The following is a 16,330-nucleotide window of genomic DNA, read 5'->3' on the forward strand; positions in this document are numbered from 1 at the left end:
TCAGTCGAAGGGCGAATTGCAGGTTTTGTAGACGCCCTCGTAGGTGACGAAGCGGTCGGTCTTCGGATTGTAGGACCGGTACTGGTTGCGGCACCATTCGGCATGCATGCCCTGATCCCTGGCCGCCGGCTGAACCCTGCGGATCGGCGCCGGGTCATAGGACAGCGCCGGCCGCCCCGTGCGTGGCGCTTGCGCTCTCGGCTGATAATAGGTCGGCCCCGTTACGCCGCGCGGCCGGTAGTTCGGCTGCACATAGGCAGGACGATGCCATTGCTGCGGTCCGAAACCGAAGCAGCCGCGATAATCGCACATCGTCGATTGCACATTGATAATATCTGGATTGCGCACCTGGAACGGCGCAGGCACGGGCGCCGCCTGCGCGGCAAGTGGCAGAAAACCGGCAACCAGGCCGAAGATGGTGCTGCGTAAAGCGGACATCAGTGATTCCTTTCCGATGCTTTTCATATAGGTCACGGCATCCGTTCGAACATCGGCAGAGGCAAGCCAAACGTTCAGTTCCCCGTGAACGCGGCCTTTCGCACCGTCCCGGCAATTCTTTTTTACATACTGTCAGGAAAACTTCAAAAACCCTGTTGACAGCAAAGAGCCACCCCCGTACATGGCTCTCCGTCGCCCAGATGGCGGAATTGGTAGACGCGCCAGCTTCAGGTGCTGGTACCCGAAAGGGTGTGGAGGTTCGAGTCCTCTTCTGGGCACCATTCCCATTTAAAAATAGCAGCTTAGGCCGGTAGCAACCGCTCCCGAAAGCTCGCTATTTTTCTCTTCACCACCGTAGATATCGCGAGCCGATCAGCGCCCCAAGCGCGGTAACGGCCGTGGCGGCCGCCGTGTACCAGGTCGCCAGAAACAACGGGCTGTCGTCGGGGCAATGCCAGGCGTAGAGCGCGGCCGCGAGCCCGGCGGAGGCGAGGCCTGCGACGGCACCGCCGAGGGTCGGGTTTGCCGGTGCGGCACTCTTCAGCGCCCAGAGAAAGCCGGCCAGCGGCGCCAGCGACAGGACAGGAATGAAGAAGACGCAGAAGGTCGCGTTGCGGCCCATCAGCGCCGTATGCCAGGTGTCCTCAGGAATGGTCGTCAATTCGGTTGCGACGCCCGCGATCACCAGGGCCAGCGGGATGAGCAGGCTGAGAGCCGATATCTTGAGTGGAATGCCGGGGCGGCCGATGCGGAAGACGAGTCCGCAGGCGGTGACGGCGAGTGTCAGCGTGGTCACGATCTTGAAGAGGACGCGCGCGGTCTCGATGGCGCTTGCCATGTCGTGGCGAATGCCGATGGTCGCCAGCAGCAGGGCGGCGGAGATGACGACGCCGCCGAGAAGCGCGCCAAGCAGCATCGGCCCCAGGCGGGTCCGCACCGGCGCGTCCTCGGAAAGCATGCTGATCAGGTCATCGGTCTTCACTCGTCTCACTCCGGTATAAGGCTGCCAGCGACTTCAGGGCGCGATGCAGCGCAACGCGCACCGCTCCTTCCGTCATCTTCAGTCTCTCGGCCGTTTCCCGTATTCCCGCCCCCTCCATCGAAATGGAGCGGACGATATCGCGTTGCGGATCTTTCAGCCGCTCCAGCATATGCTCGGCGTCGAGCCGGTCCAGGTTGCCTGCCTGCTCTTCCGCCTCGAGCGTCGCCATGACGTCGTCGATCGGCACGTCGATGTGGCGGCCGCGGCGGCGCAGGCTGTCGATCAGCTTGTTGCGCACGATCGTCGACAGCCATGGTCCGATAGGGCGCGCCGGATCCCACGTGCCGCGCTTGAGGTGGACGGCGAGCAGCACTTCCTGCACCACGTCCTCCGCTTCGCTCGCCGGAGCGCCGAACTGGTCGCAGCGCCGGCGCGCCATTGCGCGCAAGTGGGGTGTCACAGCCGACAGGAAGCGGTGGTAGGCCTGCGTATCGCCCTCGATGGCGCTGCGCATCCAGCCTGCCCATTCCTCTTCACGCGCCGAATATTTCACCCGACATAGTCCTCTACGGATGGGCACACATTTTTGTTACTGCCGCATCTCAAATATTTCGAACAGACGCGGATGCCTTTGTTTTCAGGGTTTTCGCTTGCCATCCCGTAAACGGCAAGAGCGTCCGGCGCAAAAAATCCAGGATGGCGCTGTAACAACGGCTCCCACAGCTCCGTAGCCCCCATGCAAGCCAATCACGGCTCGGCAATCTTACGGAGATGAAACCATGAAGAACAGCATCGTCACGCTTGCACTGGCAGGCTCCATCGCTTCGGCGCTCGCAACCATTGCAGCGCCGGCAGCATCCGCCGCCGACAACAAGGAAAAGTGCTACGGCGTCGCCATGAAGGGGCAGAACGATTGCGCCGCCGGCAAGCATGATTGCGCCGGCAAATCGACGGTCAGCTACGACAAGATGTCCTTCAAGCTCGTTCCGGCCGGCACCTGCGTCTCGATGAAGACGCCCAAGGGCCATGGTTCGCTGACCCCGGCCTGACCGCTCCGAACGCCCCCAGAAACTCACCACACCGGAGAAGACCCATGACAAAACTACCTGTCACCGTGCTTGCGGCCTCGGTCGCCACAGCGCTCTCGCTGATCGGCAGCGTAACGACCGCTTCGGCCCAGGATGCCGCGAAAGAGAAATGCTACGGCATCGCGCTCAAGGGGCAGAACGACTGTGCCGCAGGCCCGGGCACGACCTGCGCCGGAACGGCCAAGATCGACTACCAGAAGAACGCCTGGAAGCTGGTACCAGCAGGCACCTGCATGTCGATGAAGACGCCTGATGGCACCGGATCGCTGACACAGGGGCCGGCCCCGGTCTGATCCGCTTCCGTCGACAAGAGGCGGCGCCACCGACGGCGCCGCCGGACCAACCGGAGAGAAATGGAATGAAACCCTCCGCACTTGCCGGCCGTCCCGGCGTGGGCTTCAAGCCCGAGCATTTTGCCAGCATCATCGCTGCCCGCCAGCCGGTCGGCTTCTTCGAGGTTCATGCCGAGAACTACATGGGCGATGGCGGGCCGCCGCACGCCCAGCTCGGCAAGCTGCGCGAGGACTATGCGCTGTCGATCCACGGGGTCGGCCTGTCGATCGGCTCGATGCAGCCGCTCGATACCGACCATCTGCGAAGGCTGAAAACCGTCTGCGACCGCTATGAGCCTGAGAGCTTCTCGGAGCATCTCGCCTGGTCCTCGCATGACACGGTTTTCCTCAACGACCTGCTGCCCCTTCCCTATACGCGGGAAACGCTATCGCGCGTTTCCGATCATATCTCGCAGGTGCAGGATGTGCTGCAGCGGCAGATGCTGCTCGAAAATCCTGCCACCTACCTGCTGTTTGCCGAAAGTACCCTCGAGGAGACCGAGTTTCTGAGCGAGATCGTCAAGCGCACCGGCTGCGGGTTGCTGCTGGATGTTAACAACGTCTTCGTTGCCGCGACGAACCACAATATCGATCCGCGGGCGTATCTTTCCCGCTTTCCGGTTCAGTCAGTGCGCGAGATCCATCTCAGCGGCCATTCCGAAACGGTGGATGACGACGGCGCGCCGCTGCTGATCGATTCGCACGATACGCCGGTCAAGGATCCGGTGTGGGCGCTCTACGAAGAGCTGATTGCCCGCACCGGCCCGATCGCGAGCCTCGTCGAGTGGGACAACGATGTTCCTGACTGGCCGGTTCTGAGGGCCGAGGCGGAAGCCGCAGGCGAAATCCTGGCGCGCGCCGCCAAGCGGCGCGCGGCGTGAGGTCCGGCTATGTCGATCACCACACAACGACGCTTTGCGTCTGCCCTGAAAGACAGCGATCTGCCGGTGCCCAATGGGCTTGTCTCCTGGAACGCAGCGCGCCCGCCGCGCCGCTTCGGCGTCTACCGCAACAATGTGATTTCGGGTCTGATCGGCGCGATCGTCTCGCGATTTGCGGTCGCGGAAAGGATCACCGGCGCAGAGTTTTTCGCCGCGATGGCGCATGAGTTCGTGCTCCTCCATCCACCACGATCGCCGCTGCTGCTCTGCTATGGCGATGATTTCGCCGATTTCGTCGAGACTTTCGAACCGGCACAGGAGATCCCCTATCTGCCTGACGTGATCCGGCTGGAAGCGGCGCGCGGCAAGGCCTATCACGCCGCCGATGCCGCGCCGATGGTGGCGGAGATGCTGGCTTCGGTGCCCGCCGAGCAGACGGCCAGGCTGACATTCTTCGCTCACCCGTCGCTATCCGTCATCCGGTCGGAACACCCTGCCTTGACGATATGGGCGATGAACGCCGGAGAGATGGCATTTGGCCCGATCGAGGATTGGCGGGGCGAGGATGCGCTGGTCGTCCGCCCTGAGATGATCGTCGAGGTTCACCGGTTGCCCCCGGGCGGTGCCGTCTTCCTCAATGCCCTCGCGCAAGGCGCCACGCTTGCCGCAGCCGCGGGTGAGGCCCTGTCGCTTGCTGCCGATTTCGACCTTTCCGCCAACCTTGCCGGAGCGCTGCAGGCAGGCGCATTCACCGGCCTATCCACAGGAGCAGACGATGAATGAGAACATGACACTTTCAGCACCTGATGGCCGCGGCTTTGCCCATACATTCAAGAGCGCCGCCGCGCTTCTCGACCGCATCCCGCATGATTTGATGGCGACTATTTCCCGGCTATCGATTGCCGCTGTTTTCTGGCAATCGGGGCAGACGAAGGTCGATGGCTGGCAGGTGACCGACAATGCGGTCTATTTGTTCCAGACCGAATACAAGCTGCCTCTCGTCGACCCCTGGCTTGCCGCCCATCTCGCAGCCTTTGCCGAGCACTTCTTTCCGCTATTGCTGGTGTTGGGACTGGCAAGCCGCCTGTCGGCGGTGGCCCTGCTTGCGATGACGCTGGTGATCGAGATCTTCGTCTATCCCGATGCCTGGCCGACGCACGGCACATGGGCGGTGTGCTTCCTAGTGATTATCGCCAGAGGGCCGGGGCGTCTGTCGCTGGATTATCTGATATCGCGCTATTTTGCTCGCTAAGGCTGATCAGCGAACCGGCTGGTAGTGGCCACGCAGAGGGACCTGCGTGCCCTGAGTGACCAGTCCATCGCGATCGCAGACATAGACGATAGTCGGCATACCGCCGGAGCGGAAGATCCAGTCACCCTGCCGGCGAATATGGCCGGTCTCGGTGTGGCAGGCGTATTGTTCCTCATCCTTCTTGTCCGCTTGCGCCTTGACGCCCGGCAGATCGGTATAGGGATAGAGCCTCTGGACGCCGGACGTGCCGGCGGCGCTCCAATCCGTTGCAGAAGCCTGCAGCGGTAACAGGCCGGTAAGGGCAGCTGCCAGGATCAGTAACAAGGAATGCATTGTCATCTCCCTCGGCACCATGCTCGGAACTCTTTTCCTGATGTAGGATGAGAGCGCCACCGCATCAAGCGCGGCGGAAATATCCGCGTACCACTGGATGGGCGCAAAGGCTGGCCAGAATGGCAAGCGCTGCGCCGAGCGCGAAGCCTGCGAACAGCCCGCCGAGCAGGCCTGCGATCATCAACGTCTTCTTGCCGGGACCGTCCGGCTTTACCGGCGGCTCGGCTTCGGAAATCACACGAATGTTACTCTGCGGCAGGTTCTGTTCTTCCGCCGTCTGGCTGGAGCGCTTCAGCAACGTCTCGTAGATGTTGCGCACAGCAGTGGCCTTGCGCTGCAACTCATTGAGTTCCACCTGCTTGTCGGATGCGGTGGCCTGCAGCGCCTTCTGGATATTCAGTTCCTTGGCAACTGCGTCTTCTGCCTTCTTGGCCTGATCATATTCGGCCTTGGCCGAAGTCACCATGCGCTGCAGTTCACCCTTGATCTCGTCGCGGGTGCTCTGCAGGGACGAGCGTGCCGCCTGGAGGCGCGGATGGCGGGCGCCCATCTGGCTTTCGAGGCTGCCGACGATGGCTGCCTGCGTCGCATATTGCTGCCTCAGGCTTCCGAGCGCCGAGTTGACCGAAGAGCTGCCGCTCTCTGTCTGGCCGCTGGCGACGACCGCTTCGAAACTCATGCTGGCGGCGGCATCGGCACGTGTCTTGGCCTGGATCGTCTTGTCCTGAGCGGTGACGAGCAGCGTATTCAGCGAACCAAGGCGCTGGTCGGAGATCAGCTTGCCGTCGGTTTCCGACATGTCGTTGTCGGAGCGGAAGCTTTCGACCGCCTGTTCGGCATCCTGAACCTGCTTGCGAAGATCGGCGAGCCGCCCGTCCAGGGTCGCGGTGGTGTTTTCGTAAAGCCCGGTCGAGGCACTGCTTTCCTCCTGCATGAAGGAGGCAACGACCTGGTTTGCCAGTTTGGCCGACTTTTCGGGGTCATGGGTGACCGCCGTCAGAGAAACCACGTAGGTGCCGGTCTGGCGGGCAATGGTCAGCGACTTCTGAAGTGCGCTGATGACAGCCGCGTCATCCGTCCGCCCGCCGTTGAAATCGGGATCCTCGTTGAGCTTCATCGTGTCGGCAACGCGCTTCAGCACATTGCCCGAGGTCAGGATCTGCACCTGGCTGTCGATCATCGACGAAATCATTTCGGGCGAGATCGTCGATTGCTGCGTGGAAGGGTCGGCAAGCCCGATCTGCCGGGGATCAAAATAGAGGCTGGCCGTTGCAGTGAATTTCTGCGGCAGCATCGGCAAAACGGCAGCGCCCGCGACCGCGCCGAGTGCGGCGAGTGCGGCAATGAGCAGTTTGCGGTTCCAGATAGCGAAGATCGCCGAGCGGACATCGAGCAGCGGTTCATCGGCATGGATGACGGCGATGACGGGCTCAGGACGGACGACCGACGCTTCGACCGCTGCCGGCGCGGGCGGTGCAGCCTGCGGAGCCGCGGGCTCGCTGCGCAAGGCCTCGGGCTCCTGCGGCAATTCGGCAGTGACCTTGGCAAAATCAGAGGGGCGCAGGACGGGCGAACGCGGACGCACGGGTTCGGATGCAGCCTGCGCGGGCTCGAAGCTCCGCCAGCCCGGCAACCGGCTCACCCTGTTCCTGTCGAATTGGCTCATCAGCGCTCTCGTGGCCCGCCGGCAGACTGCAGCGGAGGTAGGTTAATTTTAGAAATCCTTAGCTAACGGACCGTTAAGATGCGCCCACCGATATTAGCGGCTACTTCTGAAACCTGGGAAAACCATGAGAGCCACCTCCTGCCACTGGCGCCGCCTGCTGACGATCGCCGCAGCACTTCTGCCGCTGCAGGCGAGTGCTGCCGGCACTGCCGGCCCATGCCTCCGAGGAGTCAATCTCTCCGGCGCCGAATTCGGCAACCCCGATGGGACGGTTTTCAAGGACTATGCCTATCCCTCCGAGGAAACCGTTGCCTATTTCCAGAAGAAGGGCATGAACACCGTGCGCCTGCCGTTCCTCTGGGAGCGGCTGCAGCCGGAGCTTGGCCAATCCCTGAACGAAGACGAGCTTCAGCGGCTGAAGGATGCGGTGGCGCTGCTGCGCAAGCACAAGATGACCATCATCCTCGACCCGCATAACTATGCCGAATACAAGAAGACGCAGATCGGCAACGCGCCGGTGACGACGCTCGCCTTTGCCGATTTCTGGACGCGCCTGGCGGCCGAATTTTCCGATCAGGACGACGTGGTCTTCGGGCTGATGAACGAACCGCACGACATTTCGGCAGCCAAATGGCTCGAGGCCGCCAATACCGCCATTCGCGGCATCCGCACCGTCGGCGCCAAGAACTATATCCTCGTTCCCGGAACGCGCTGGACCGGCGCGCATTCCTGGCAGAGCGGCGATGACGATGCCAACGGCACCGTGATGCTCGGCATCAAGGATCCGCGCAAGAATTTCGGCTACGAGGTTCACCAGTATTTCGACAGCGACTCCTCAGGCACCAAGGACGAATGCAGCGGCAACGCCAGCGCCAAACAGGCCATTCTCGACATGTCCGACTGGGCCCGCAAGAACGACACCCGAGTGCTGCTTGGCGAATTCGGCGTCTCGCAGGCACCCGAATGCGTTGCAGGGCTGAAGGATGTGCTCTCCGCCATGCAGGACAATGCCGACGTGTGGCTCGGCTGGACTTATTGGGTGGCGGGCGACTGGTGGCCGGAGGCCGAACCGCTCAACGTACAGCCGCATGATGGCAAGGACCGCAAGCAGCTGGCAGCCTTGCAAGCCGCCGCCAAGGCGCCCGCAGCCGCCAAAGATGCATGCGTGCTGATGGGCAAATGACGCGATGAAGGCGGCGGGCACAAAAACGGTCGAACCGATACAGTGGGGCATTCTCGCCGCCGGCGTGCTGTCGGTGACCTATAACGCCATCCTCGCCTTCATCAATCACAACATTATGCCGCTTTCGCCGGCCTATGTGGTGCTGAGCGAAATGCTGATCCTCGGCTACAGCTTTGCGTTCATCCTGCGAAAGGGCATTTTCGAGGAAGATCTTGTCCCGCTCGGCTACCTGCTGGCGACGATCGTGCTGACTGTTTACGTCATGGCGATCAGCAAATCGGCCTACATTGACCACCTGCGCAATATCCTGATCGTCTTTGCCTTCGTCGTCATGGGGCGCTGGACGAACGAGCGGACGCTGAAGCTGGTCTTCAAGATCTGCTGCCTGGCGGTTCTTTCGGTGCTGATCTGCGAAATCGTTTCGGTGACGGCCTATGTGGCGCTCTTCCATCCTGCGGAATATTTCGAGAATACGCGCGGCGTGCCGCGAGCAACTTATAGCGATCTCGGCCTGTTTCGCGGCGCGCTTGGCTTTCCCGATCGCTTCTCCTTCGGCATCATCGACCACCGCTCGTCATCGATCTTCCTGGAACAGGTTTCGCTGGCAAATTTCTGCGGTGTGATGGTGATCTATCTCGTCAGCTTTTCGAACCGGCTGACGTTCTTCGATCGCATGATCTTCGTGGCGACTGTCGTCCTTATCCTGCTCACCAATGACACCCGCACCATGCTGATCTTCAGCGTCGTCTGCCTTGGCGGCTATGTCATTTATCCCTGGCTGCCGAAAATCCTCGACTTCTTCATGATGCCCGGCATCATCGTCGTTGGCTTCATCATCCACGCCTTCAAACCGAACGCTCATGACGACGACTTCGTCGGCCGCATCAGCGGCACGGTGCGCAACATCATCGCCATGGACCTCCCGGCGACGCTGGGGCTGGAGCTCGAAAAAGGACTGGGCTACGTCGATAGCGGCTATGTCTTTATCACCTACAGCGCGACGATCTTCGGGCTCCTTCTTTTCTGGCTGTTCGTTTCCTTTTTCCCGGCGGGAGAGACGCCGAACCAGAAGCGGCTCAGCCATTCGCTGTCGCTCTTCATGTTCCTCAATCTGATGATCGGTTCGACAGCGATCTTCTCGATGAAGACCGCAGGGGTGGCATGGCTGCTCGTCGGCTTCCTGAAGGTCAATGAGGGAACGCGCCGGGCACCGGCACGAGCAACAGGCCCCGCCGTGGTGACCGCTGCCGTCAGATAGCTGCGCGGCGGGGATATGCGACGACGCAAGCGGAACGGACTTTCTTCAAGTCAGCGGTCATTGATAGATGCATCGACAGAATGCGGGAGCTTGCAAGCGCCTGATAGCTTGCCTTGCAAAATGTTGCACGAATGAAAGAGCCGTGGCCTATTCGACGGGCGACGTTTGATCTAAGCAGCCTGCCGGCGAAGCCGCGAGAGGGAAGACGGACATGACGAACTATGTTTTGACGGTGACGTGCAAATCGACGCGCGGGATCGTCGCGGCGATTTCCAACTACCTTGCCGACAAGGGCTGCAACATCGTCGATTCCAGCCAGTTCGACGACCTCGACACCGGCAAATTCTTCACCCGCGTCTCCTTCATCTCCGAAGAGGGCGTGAAGCTGCCGGCTCTCGTCGAAGGCTTCAAGCCGATAGCCGAGAAGTTCGAGATGGACGCCGAAATCCACGACGGCCAGAGCCGCATGAAGGTGCTGCTGATGGTGTCGCGCTTCGGCCATTGTCTGAACGACCTTCTCTACCGCTGGAAGATCGGCGCGCTGCCGATCGACATCGTCGGCGTCATTTCCAACCATTTCGAGTACCAGAAGGTTGTCGTCAATCACGACATTCCTTTCCACCACATCAAGGTGACCAAGGAAAACAAGCCGCAGGCCGAGGCGCAGATCCTCGAGATCGTCGAGCAGACCGGCACCGAGCTGATCGTGCTGGCTCGTTACATGCAAGTGCTGTCGGATGCGATGTGCAAGAAGATGTCCGGCAAGATCATCAACATCCACCACTCCTTCTTGCCGAGCTTCAAGGGCGCCAACCCCTACAAGCAGGCCTATGAGCGTGGCGTGAAGCTGATCGGCGCGACGGCGCATTATGTCACCGCCGATCTCGACGAAGGCCCGATCATCGAGCAGGACACGGCCCGCATCACACACGCGCAGTCAGCAGACGACTATGTCTCGATCGGCCGCGATGTCGAGAGTCAGGTTCTGGCCCGCGCCATCCATGCCCATATCCATCACCGGGTCTTCCTGAACGGCAACCGCACGGTGGTGTTCCCGGCGAGCCCGGGCTCCTACGCATCCGAACGTATGGGCTGATTGCGCCCGAAAGGCGTGCTGCCAGACGCTTGCCCATAGCATGCATTCGATTATCTGCTTAGTGTGAACAATCGAATCATGCCCTGGGGGATGCGATGACCGACGAAGCGCTCACCGATCGTATGGAGCTGCCGCGACCGGACGTGACGCCGGATGAAGCCTTAAGCATCCTCGAAACCCGCTACGGACTGTCGGGTACGATCATCGAGCTCGGCAGCCAGCAGGACCGGAACTACCGGCTCGACACCGGCAACGGCCGCTTCGTCCTGAAGATCTGCCACATGGCCTACGAGACTTTGGAGCTCGAGGCGCAGAATGCTGCCATCCACCACCTGACCACGATCGAAGGCGCACCGCGCGTGCCGCGGCTGCTGACATCGACCGACGGGCAGGAAATCATTGCGGTGGCCGTTCGCGAGCAGACCTATCAGGTTCGCGTGCTCGAATATCTGGAAGGCGAAAGCCTCACCCATCGCAAGTATCTGCCGAAGAATTCGGTGACGGCTCTCGGCGCCCTCTGCGCCCGTTTGGCCCAAGCGCTCGCTGATTTCGATCATCCGGGTCTTGAGCGCAGTCTTCAATGGGATCTGCGCCGGGCCGGACCTGTCGCCGTCCAGCTTCTGTCGGCGATCACCGACAGCGCGGCCCGAGACCGGATTGCCAAGACGATGGTGCTTGCCGTCCGCCGCATCCAGCCGCTGGCCTCGGCGCTTCGCGTTCAGGCCGTCCATCATGACGTGACCGACGACAATGTCGTCAGCCTTCCCGATGCCCATGGCCGGCTGATCCCCGACGGGGTGATTGATTTCGGCGACATCATTCGCGGCTGGCTGGTTGGCGATCTGGCCGTGACATGCGCTTCGCTGCTGCATCACGCCGATGGCGATCCGCTCTACATCTTGCCGGCCGTCAAGGCCTATCACGAGATCTACCCGCTGACGGCGGAGGAACTGAAGGCGCTCTGGCCGCTGATCGTGGCGCGCGCCGTCATCCTGGTTGCCAGCGGCGAGCAGCAGATTTCGATCGACCCTGGTAATGACTATGCCCGCGGCAATCTGGAGCATGAACGCATCATCTTCGACACGGCGATGTCGGTGCCGTTCGAGCTGATGGAGGCCGCGATCCTGAAGGTTGGCGGAATCGAGCCTGCGCTCCCGGACAATTCATCCTGGCTGCCGCTTCTGCCCGATATCAACACGGCCGACATCACCTATCTCGACCTCGGCGTGCAAAGCCGCCATTTCGCCGGTGGCAACTGGCTGAATGCGGAGATGGACTGGCGGCTGCTTGCCCGCGTCGCCAATGACAGCGGCGCTGCGGCAACGCGATACGGCGAATACCGGCTGTCGCGCGCCAGCACGCTGAGCGCCAGGCCACATTCGACCTTCGCGCTGCATAGCGATATCTGCCTTTCCGGCGGCAACCCGGTCGCGGCTCCCTTTGCGGGGCGGATCGATCTGAAAAACCATCACCTGGTGCTCGCAGGCACGGGCGTCAGCCTGCATCTCGACGGCATCGAGCCGACAGTGGAGGATGGCGCAGAGGTCGAGGCCGGGCAGCCGATCGGCACGGTTTCGGGTGACAGCGCATCGCTCGGCGGCCTGCGCATCCAGCTTTGCACCGTTGCCGGCCTGGAGCCGCCGCTCTTTGCCACGGCAGGCGATGCTGGCGCCTGGGCAGCCCTTTGCCCCTCGCCTTCGCTGCTACTCGGCGATGGCTGCAATGCGCCGAAGCCCGATACGGAGAGTTTGCTTTCCAAGCGGCAGGCGCATTTCGCCAAACCGCAGAAGAATTATTACGACCAGCCGCCGCAGATGGAGCGCGGCTGGAAGGAGCATATGTTCGATGTCGAGGGACGCGCCTATCTCGACATGGTCAACAACGTGACGATTCTCGGTCATGGCCACACGCAACTCGCCGACGCGATCGCCGACCAGTGGCTGAAGCTCAATACCAATTCGCGCTTTCACTACGAGGCGCTTGCCGATTTCTCCGAGCGTCTCGCGGCACTCGCGCCCGAAGGGTTGGACAGTGTCTTCCTCGTCAACAGCGGTTCGGAAGCCAACGATCTGGCTCTGAGGCTTGCCTGGGCGCATAGCGGCGCGCGCAACACGCTTTGCCTCCTTGAAGGCTATCATGGCTGGTCGGTGGCGAGCGATGCGGTTTCCACGTCGGTGGCCGACAATCCGCAGGCGCTGTCGACACGGCCTGCCTGGGTTCATCCGCTCGCAGCGCCGAATACCTATCGCGGCGAATTCCGCGGGCCGGAATCAGCGCGCGATTATCTGGCCGCCGCCATTCCGGTGCTGCAGGCGATCGACAACAGCGGCCAGGGGCTGGCGGGCATCATCGCCGAGCCTGTCTATGGCAATGCCGGCGGCATTCCGCTGCCCGAGGGCTATCTCGCCGGTCTCTACGCGGAAGTTCGCGCCCGCGGCGGCGTGTGCATCGCCGACGAGGTACAGGTCGGTTATGGCAGGCTTGGCCACCACTTCTGGGGCTTCGAACAGCAGGGCGTAGTTCCCGATATCATCACTATCGCCAAGAGCATGGGCAACGGCCACCCGCTCGGCGCCGTGATCACCACGCAGGCAATCGCCGATTCGCTGGAGCGCGAGGGATATTTCTTCTCTTCGTCCGGCGGCAGCCCCGTCAGCTGCGTCGCCGGCATGACGGTGCTCGACATCATGCGCGAGGAGAACCTGCAGGAGAACGCCCGCGAGGTCGGCGACCATCTGAAGGCGCGGCTTGTGAACTTGATCGAACGGTTTCCGATCGCCGGTGCCGTCCATGGCATGGGCCTCTATCTCGGCCTCGAATTCGTTCGCGACAGGGATACGCTGGAACCGGCAACAGGAGAGACCGCGGCGATCTGCGAACGCCTGCTGGAACTCGGTGTTCTCATGCAGCCGACCGGCGATCACCTGAACGTGTTGAAGATCAAACCGCCGCTGTGCCTGACGATCGAGAGCGCCGATTTCTTTGCAGACATGCTGGAAAAGGTGCTTTCCGAAGGCTGGTAATGAGCCCGCCCAGCATTAACGAATTCGGTCATTTCGCGGCATACCGCTTTTTAATGAATTGCACCATTGCCGGAATCAGACAGGCTTCTATGTCTGCTGCGGTGATCGAAGGAGCTGTTCGACCGTCACGTGAATTGCACAAAGTCTTGATAAGTTCTTTCTGCCAATTCGGATATGATGGAATGAAATTGTTCCGATCGCCGACATTTTGACACGTTTCGGAATATGTTTCTGACTGACGATCCGCTATTCTCTACTAGGTAAGTAGATTATTGGAAGTCAGTCATCGCCGGTCCTGGCTCTACGGGACCATCACGAGTGCAACGCTAACGCAAGGAACGAGACATGATTGAAATCGATATTCTCGCCTATCTCCTTGGGCGCCCTGTGCTCGGCAATGACCGTCCGGGCGCCCTCTCCCGCCCGAACTGTCGAACGTGACGTTCGTCCCCCTTTCAACGGTACAAGACAAGTCAATTCGCCGTCGCTCGCGCAGTCCGCGCGGCAGGAGTTCTACGCATGAAAAAGCAAGTCATAGAATATGCAGGCGTTCCCGTCGGGATCGTCATTCCGGATGAAGACCGGCTGAAGTTCATCGCCGTGAAGTTTCACGTGCACGACCTCGACGAGCAGCGTTTCCGCTCGCCCGACGAGGTGAAGCTCGCGATTCACGACCTGATGACCCGCCGTCATCCAAAGCCGCTGCATGCCTGATTGCGGGCACGGGCTTCCCCAATTCGTTTCTTCGGAAGAATTCTGACCGGCCCCATCACATGGGGCCGGTCTTGTTTTTTGCCTGTTGTTGCGCTCCTAATCGCCGCACTCACCGGGGACCGATCTTGCTCAATCTCATCACCGATATTGCCGGAATTTCCATCGGCCATGCCACCGACCTGACGCTTGGCTCGGGCGTGACCGCCATCCTTTTCGACGAACCGGCCGTGGCGTCGGGCAGTGTGCTCGGCGGCGCGCCCGGCGGACGGGACACGGCACTGCTCGATCCCTCGATGACGGTCGAAAAGGTCGATGCCTTCGCGCTGTCGGGCGGTTCGGCCTTCGGCCTGGATGCCGCGGGCGGCGTTCAATCGTGGCTGCGCCAAGCCGGGCGCGGTTTTGCCGTCGGCGACATCCGCGTGCCGATCGTGCCGCAGGCGATCCTCTTCGACCTCCTGAATGGCGGCGACAAGGATTGGGGGCTGCACGCGCCCTACCGCGACATGGGCTACGAAGCCTGCCGCAATGCCGCCAAGGGCGTTTTCGATCTTGGCACAGTCGGCGCCGGAACCGGCGCAACAACCGCGACGTTCAAGGGCGGGCTCGGTTCGGCCAGCGCGCTCGGCAGCGGCGGGCACGTGATCGCCGCCATCGTCGCCGTCAATGCGCTTGGCTCGGCAACGATCGGCAGCGGCAAGCATTTCTGGGCCACGACCTTCGAGCAGGGTGGCGAGTTCGGCGGTCTCGGAATGCCTCCGTCTGTCGACCACCGCATGCGTCTCAAGGGCATGAATGCGCCGGCGACGACCATCGGCGCCATCGTCACCGATGCCATGCTGACCAAGGCGGAGGCGCATCGCCTGTCGATCGCCGCGCATGACGGACTGGCGCGGGCCCTGCTCCCCGCCCATCTGCCGCTCGACGGCGATACCGTCTTTGCCGCAGCGACAGGCGCCAAGCCGATCGAAACGCCCGGGACCTTCATGGAGCTTTGCCATCTTGCCGGTATCGTCATGGCCAGGGCGATTGCCCGCGGCGTCCACGAAGCAACGGCGCTGCCGCACGAAGGAGCGCAGCGCGCCTGGCGCGACCTCTAGCCTCGTTCGGCGCGATTGCCTAAAGAGAAGCGCAGAGCAGAAGGCGGGAGAGACGCATGCAGATCCGGGCGCTGATGTATTTCGACGAACTGGTCAGAACCAGCTCGATGCGCCAGGCGGCGGAGAACCTGAACGTTGCACCGACAGCCGTCAGCCGCCAGATCGAAAACCTTGAGGAATTCTTCGGCACGCCGCTCGTCGAACGCAGCGCCCGCGGGGTGACGCTGACGGCCGCCGGCGAATTGCTGGCCACCCGCGCCGGGCGGACGCTGCGGGAGCTCGAGCACGTCCAGCAGCTGATCGAGGACCTGAAAGGGTTGGAGCGTGGCCGGGTAACGGTCTTTGCAAACGGCGCCATCGTCGCCAGCCTGCTGACCCCGGCGCTGGCCGAATTCGGGCAAAGCTATCCGAATATCCGCTTCGAGGTGATCATCACTAGCGCGCGCCAGGCGATCGAGGCGGTCAATTCCGCTCAGGCCGACATGGCATTGACGCTCTTTGCGCCCGCGACGACAGAAGCCAAAGTCATCGCCCGCTCGGAAATCGCCTATGACGTCATCGCCTCCAGCCGGCATGCGCTTGCCGGCCTCAAGGAGGTGACGCTGCGCGAGCTTGCCCGCCATACGCTGGCGCTTCCTGAAAAATCCTTCGGCTTCCGGCAGAGCTTCGATGCCGCTGCCGGGCGGCAGGGCCTGGCCATCGAGCCGGCATTCACCGTCAGCGCGCTTGAGATGCTGAAGGAACTGGTGCTGAGCGACATGGCGGTGACGCTGCTGCCGCAGCTTTCCGTGCGGCGCGAGATCGAGGCCGGGGCGCTGACTGCCATAAAGCTAGCCACCGAAAGCGCGATCCGCACTCATGCCGAACTCTCGATCGCGCCGGACAGGCAGCTTTCCTTTGCCGCAGCGAAACTTAGCGGCTTTATCGAGGATTTCATGCGCAGCCAGCTAAAGACGTGCTGATGCCGTGGTGGGCGAACCTCTTGCA

Annotated in this window: 17 protein-coding genes and 1 tRNA gene; 13 read left to right on the forward strand and 5 right to left on the reverse strand. The window is 61.9% G+C overall.

Features of this window, described 5'->3' with window-relative positions:
- Positions 1 to 438: a BA14K family protein gene (locus AC1DIJ_RS11125; protein WP_112385380.1), complete on the reverse strand. Its 438-nt coding sequence runs from the start codon at positions 436 to 438 to the stop codon at positions 1 to 3.
- A gap of 194 nt (positions 439 to 632) precedes the next feature.
- Between AC1DIJ_RS11125 and AC1DIJ_RS11130 the strand changes: the two genes are divergently transcribed.
- A tRNA-Leu gene (locus AC1DIJ_RS11130) sits at positions 633 to 719 on the forward strand.
- Between the two features lie 65 nt (positions 720 to 784).
- On the opposite strand, the gene AC1DIJ_RS11135 is transcribed toward AC1DIJ_RS11130, so the two are convergent.
- The gene (locus AC1DIJ_RS11135; RefSeq protein WP_112385124.1) at positions 785 to 1,420 is read right to left on the reverse strand and encodes an NrsF family protein; all 636 of its coding nucleotides are present in this window, start codon (positions 1,418 to 1,420) and stop codon (positions 785 to 787) included.
- Entirely contained in the window at positions 1,407 to 1,973 is a 567-nt protein-coding gene (locus tag AC1DIJ_RS11140) for a sigma-70 family RNA polymerase sigma factor (RefSeq protein ID WP_112385123.1), read from the reverse strand. Before AC1DIJ_RS11140 ends, AC1DIJ_RS11135 begins: the two co-directional genes overlap by 14 nt.
- A gap of 226 nt (positions 1,974 to 2,199) precedes the next feature.
- Here AC1DIJ_RS11140 and AC1DIJ_RS11145 point away from each other — a divergent pair, with 226 nt between their 5' ends.
- The 5 genes from AC1DIJ_RS11145 (at position 2,200) to AC1DIJ_RS11165 (ending at position 4,973) form a co-directional block, all read left to right on the forward strand.
- On the forward strand, positions 2,200 to 2,469 hold the full coding sequence (locus tag AC1DIJ_RS11145) for a BufA1 family periplasmic bufferin-type metallophore (RefSeq protein WP_112385122.1): 270 nt from the start codon (positions 2,200 to 2,202) through the stop codon (positions 2,467 to 2,469).
- A gap of 44 nt (positions 2,470 to 2,513) precedes the next feature.
- Positions 2,514 to 2,801: a BufA1 family periplasmic bufferin-type metallophore gene (locus tag AC1DIJ_RS11150; protein WP_112385121.1), complete on the forward strand. Its 288-nt coding sequence runs from the start codon at positions 2,514 to 2,516 to the stop codon at positions 2,799 to 2,801.
- 65 nt (positions 2,802 to 2,866) lie between these two features.
- Positions 2,867 to 3,721 (forward strand): MNIO family bufferin maturase, encoded by an 855-nt coding sequence (gene bufB / locus AC1DIJ_RS11155; protein ID WP_112385120.1) that lies wholly within the window; start codon positions 2,867 to 2,869, stop codon positions 3,719 to 3,721.
- Positions 3,722 to 3,730: 9 nt separating this feature from the next.
- Positions 3,731 to 4,504: an HvfC/BufC N-terminal domain-containing protein gene (locus AC1DIJ_RS11160; protein WP_112385119.1), complete on the forward strand. Its 774-nt coding sequence runs from the start codon at positions 3,731 to 3,733 to the stop codon at positions 4,502 to 4,504.
- Positions 4,505 to 4,508: 4 nt separating this feature from the next.
- Positions 4,509 to 4,973: a DoxX family protein gene (locus tag AC1DIJ_RS11165; protein WP_477831406.1), complete on the forward strand. Its 465-nt coding sequence runs from the start codon at positions 4,509 to 4,511 to the stop codon at positions 4,971 to 4,973.
- 6 nt (positions 4,974 to 4,979) lie between these two features.
- Here the strand turns inward: AC1DIJ_RS11165 and AC1DIJ_RS11170 are convergent, their stop codons facing one another.
- On the reverse strand, positions 4,980 to 5,312 hold the full coding sequence (locus AC1DIJ_RS11170; RefSeq protein ID WP_112385117.1) for a hypothetical protein: 333 nt from the start codon (positions 5,310 to 5,312) through the stop codon (positions 4,980 to 4,982).
- Between the two features lie 58 nt (positions 5,313 to 5,370).
- Positions 5,371 to 6,972, reverse strand: a complete 1,602-nt coding sequence (locus tag AC1DIJ_RS11175; RefSeq protein WP_112385116.1) for a GumC family protein — start codon at positions 6,970 to 6,972, stop codon at positions 5,371 to 5,373.
- Between the two features lie 124 nt (positions 6,973 to 7,096).
- On the opposite strand from AC1DIJ_RS11175, the gene AC1DIJ_RS11180 reads away from it, so the two are divergent.
- The 7 genes from AC1DIJ_RS11180 to AC1DIJ_RS11210 all read left to right on the forward strand — a co-directional run bounded on the left by AC1DIJ_RS11180 (position 7,097) and on the right by AC1DIJ_RS11210 (position 16,305).
- Complete coding sequence (locus AC1DIJ_RS11180; RefSeq protein ID WP_112385115.1) at positions 7,097 to 8,155, forward strand: glycoside hydrolase family 5 protein; 1,059 nt, start codon at positions 7,097 to 7,099, stop codon at positions 8,153 to 8,155.
- Between the two features lie 4 nt (positions 8,156 to 8,159).
- A complete protein-coding gene (locus AC1DIJ_RS11185; RefSeq protein ID WP_112385114.1) occupies positions 8,160 to 9,413 on the forward strand; it encodes a hypothetical protein in 1,254 nt (417 codons plus the stop codon).
- Positions 9,414 to 9,624: 211 nt separating this feature from the next.
- Positions 9,625 to 10,509, forward strand: coding sequence for a formyltetrahydrofolate deformylase (gene purU, locus AC1DIJ_RS11190; RefSeq protein WP_112385113.1), 885 nt, complete (start codon positions 9,625 to 9,627; stop codon positions 10,507 to 10,509).
- A gap of 95 nt (positions 10,510 to 10,604) precedes the next feature.
- Positions 10,605 to 13,532, forward strand: coding sequence for an aminotransferase (locus tag AC1DIJ_RS11195; protein ID WP_112385112.1), 2,928 nt, complete (start codon positions 10,605 to 10,607; stop codon positions 13,530 to 13,532).
- A 519-nt stretch (positions 13,533 to 14,051) separates the two neighbouring features.
- Positions 14,052 to 14,246, forward strand: coding sequence for a hypothetical protein (locus tag AC1DIJ_RS11200; RefSeq protein WP_112385111.1), 195 nt, complete (start codon positions 14,052 to 14,054; stop codon positions 14,244 to 14,246).
- 59 nt (positions 14,247 to 14,305) lie between these two features.
- The gene (locus AC1DIJ_RS11205; protein WP_112385110.1) at positions 14,306 to 15,343 is read left to right on the forward strand and encodes a P1 family peptidase; all 1,038 of its coding nucleotides are present in this window, start codon (positions 14,306 to 14,308) and stop codon (positions 15,341 to 15,343) included.
- A gap of 56 nt (positions 15,344 to 15,399) precedes the next feature.
- A complete protein-coding gene (locus AC1DIJ_RS11210) occupies positions 15,400 to 16,305 on the forward strand; it encodes a LysR family transcriptional regulator (protein WP_112385109.1) in 906 nt (301 codons plus the stop codon).
- Positions 16,306 to 16,330 lie beyond the last annotated feature (25 nt).

The sequence above is a fragment of the Rhizobium sp. 10N427 genome (genome assembly GCF_056394605.1).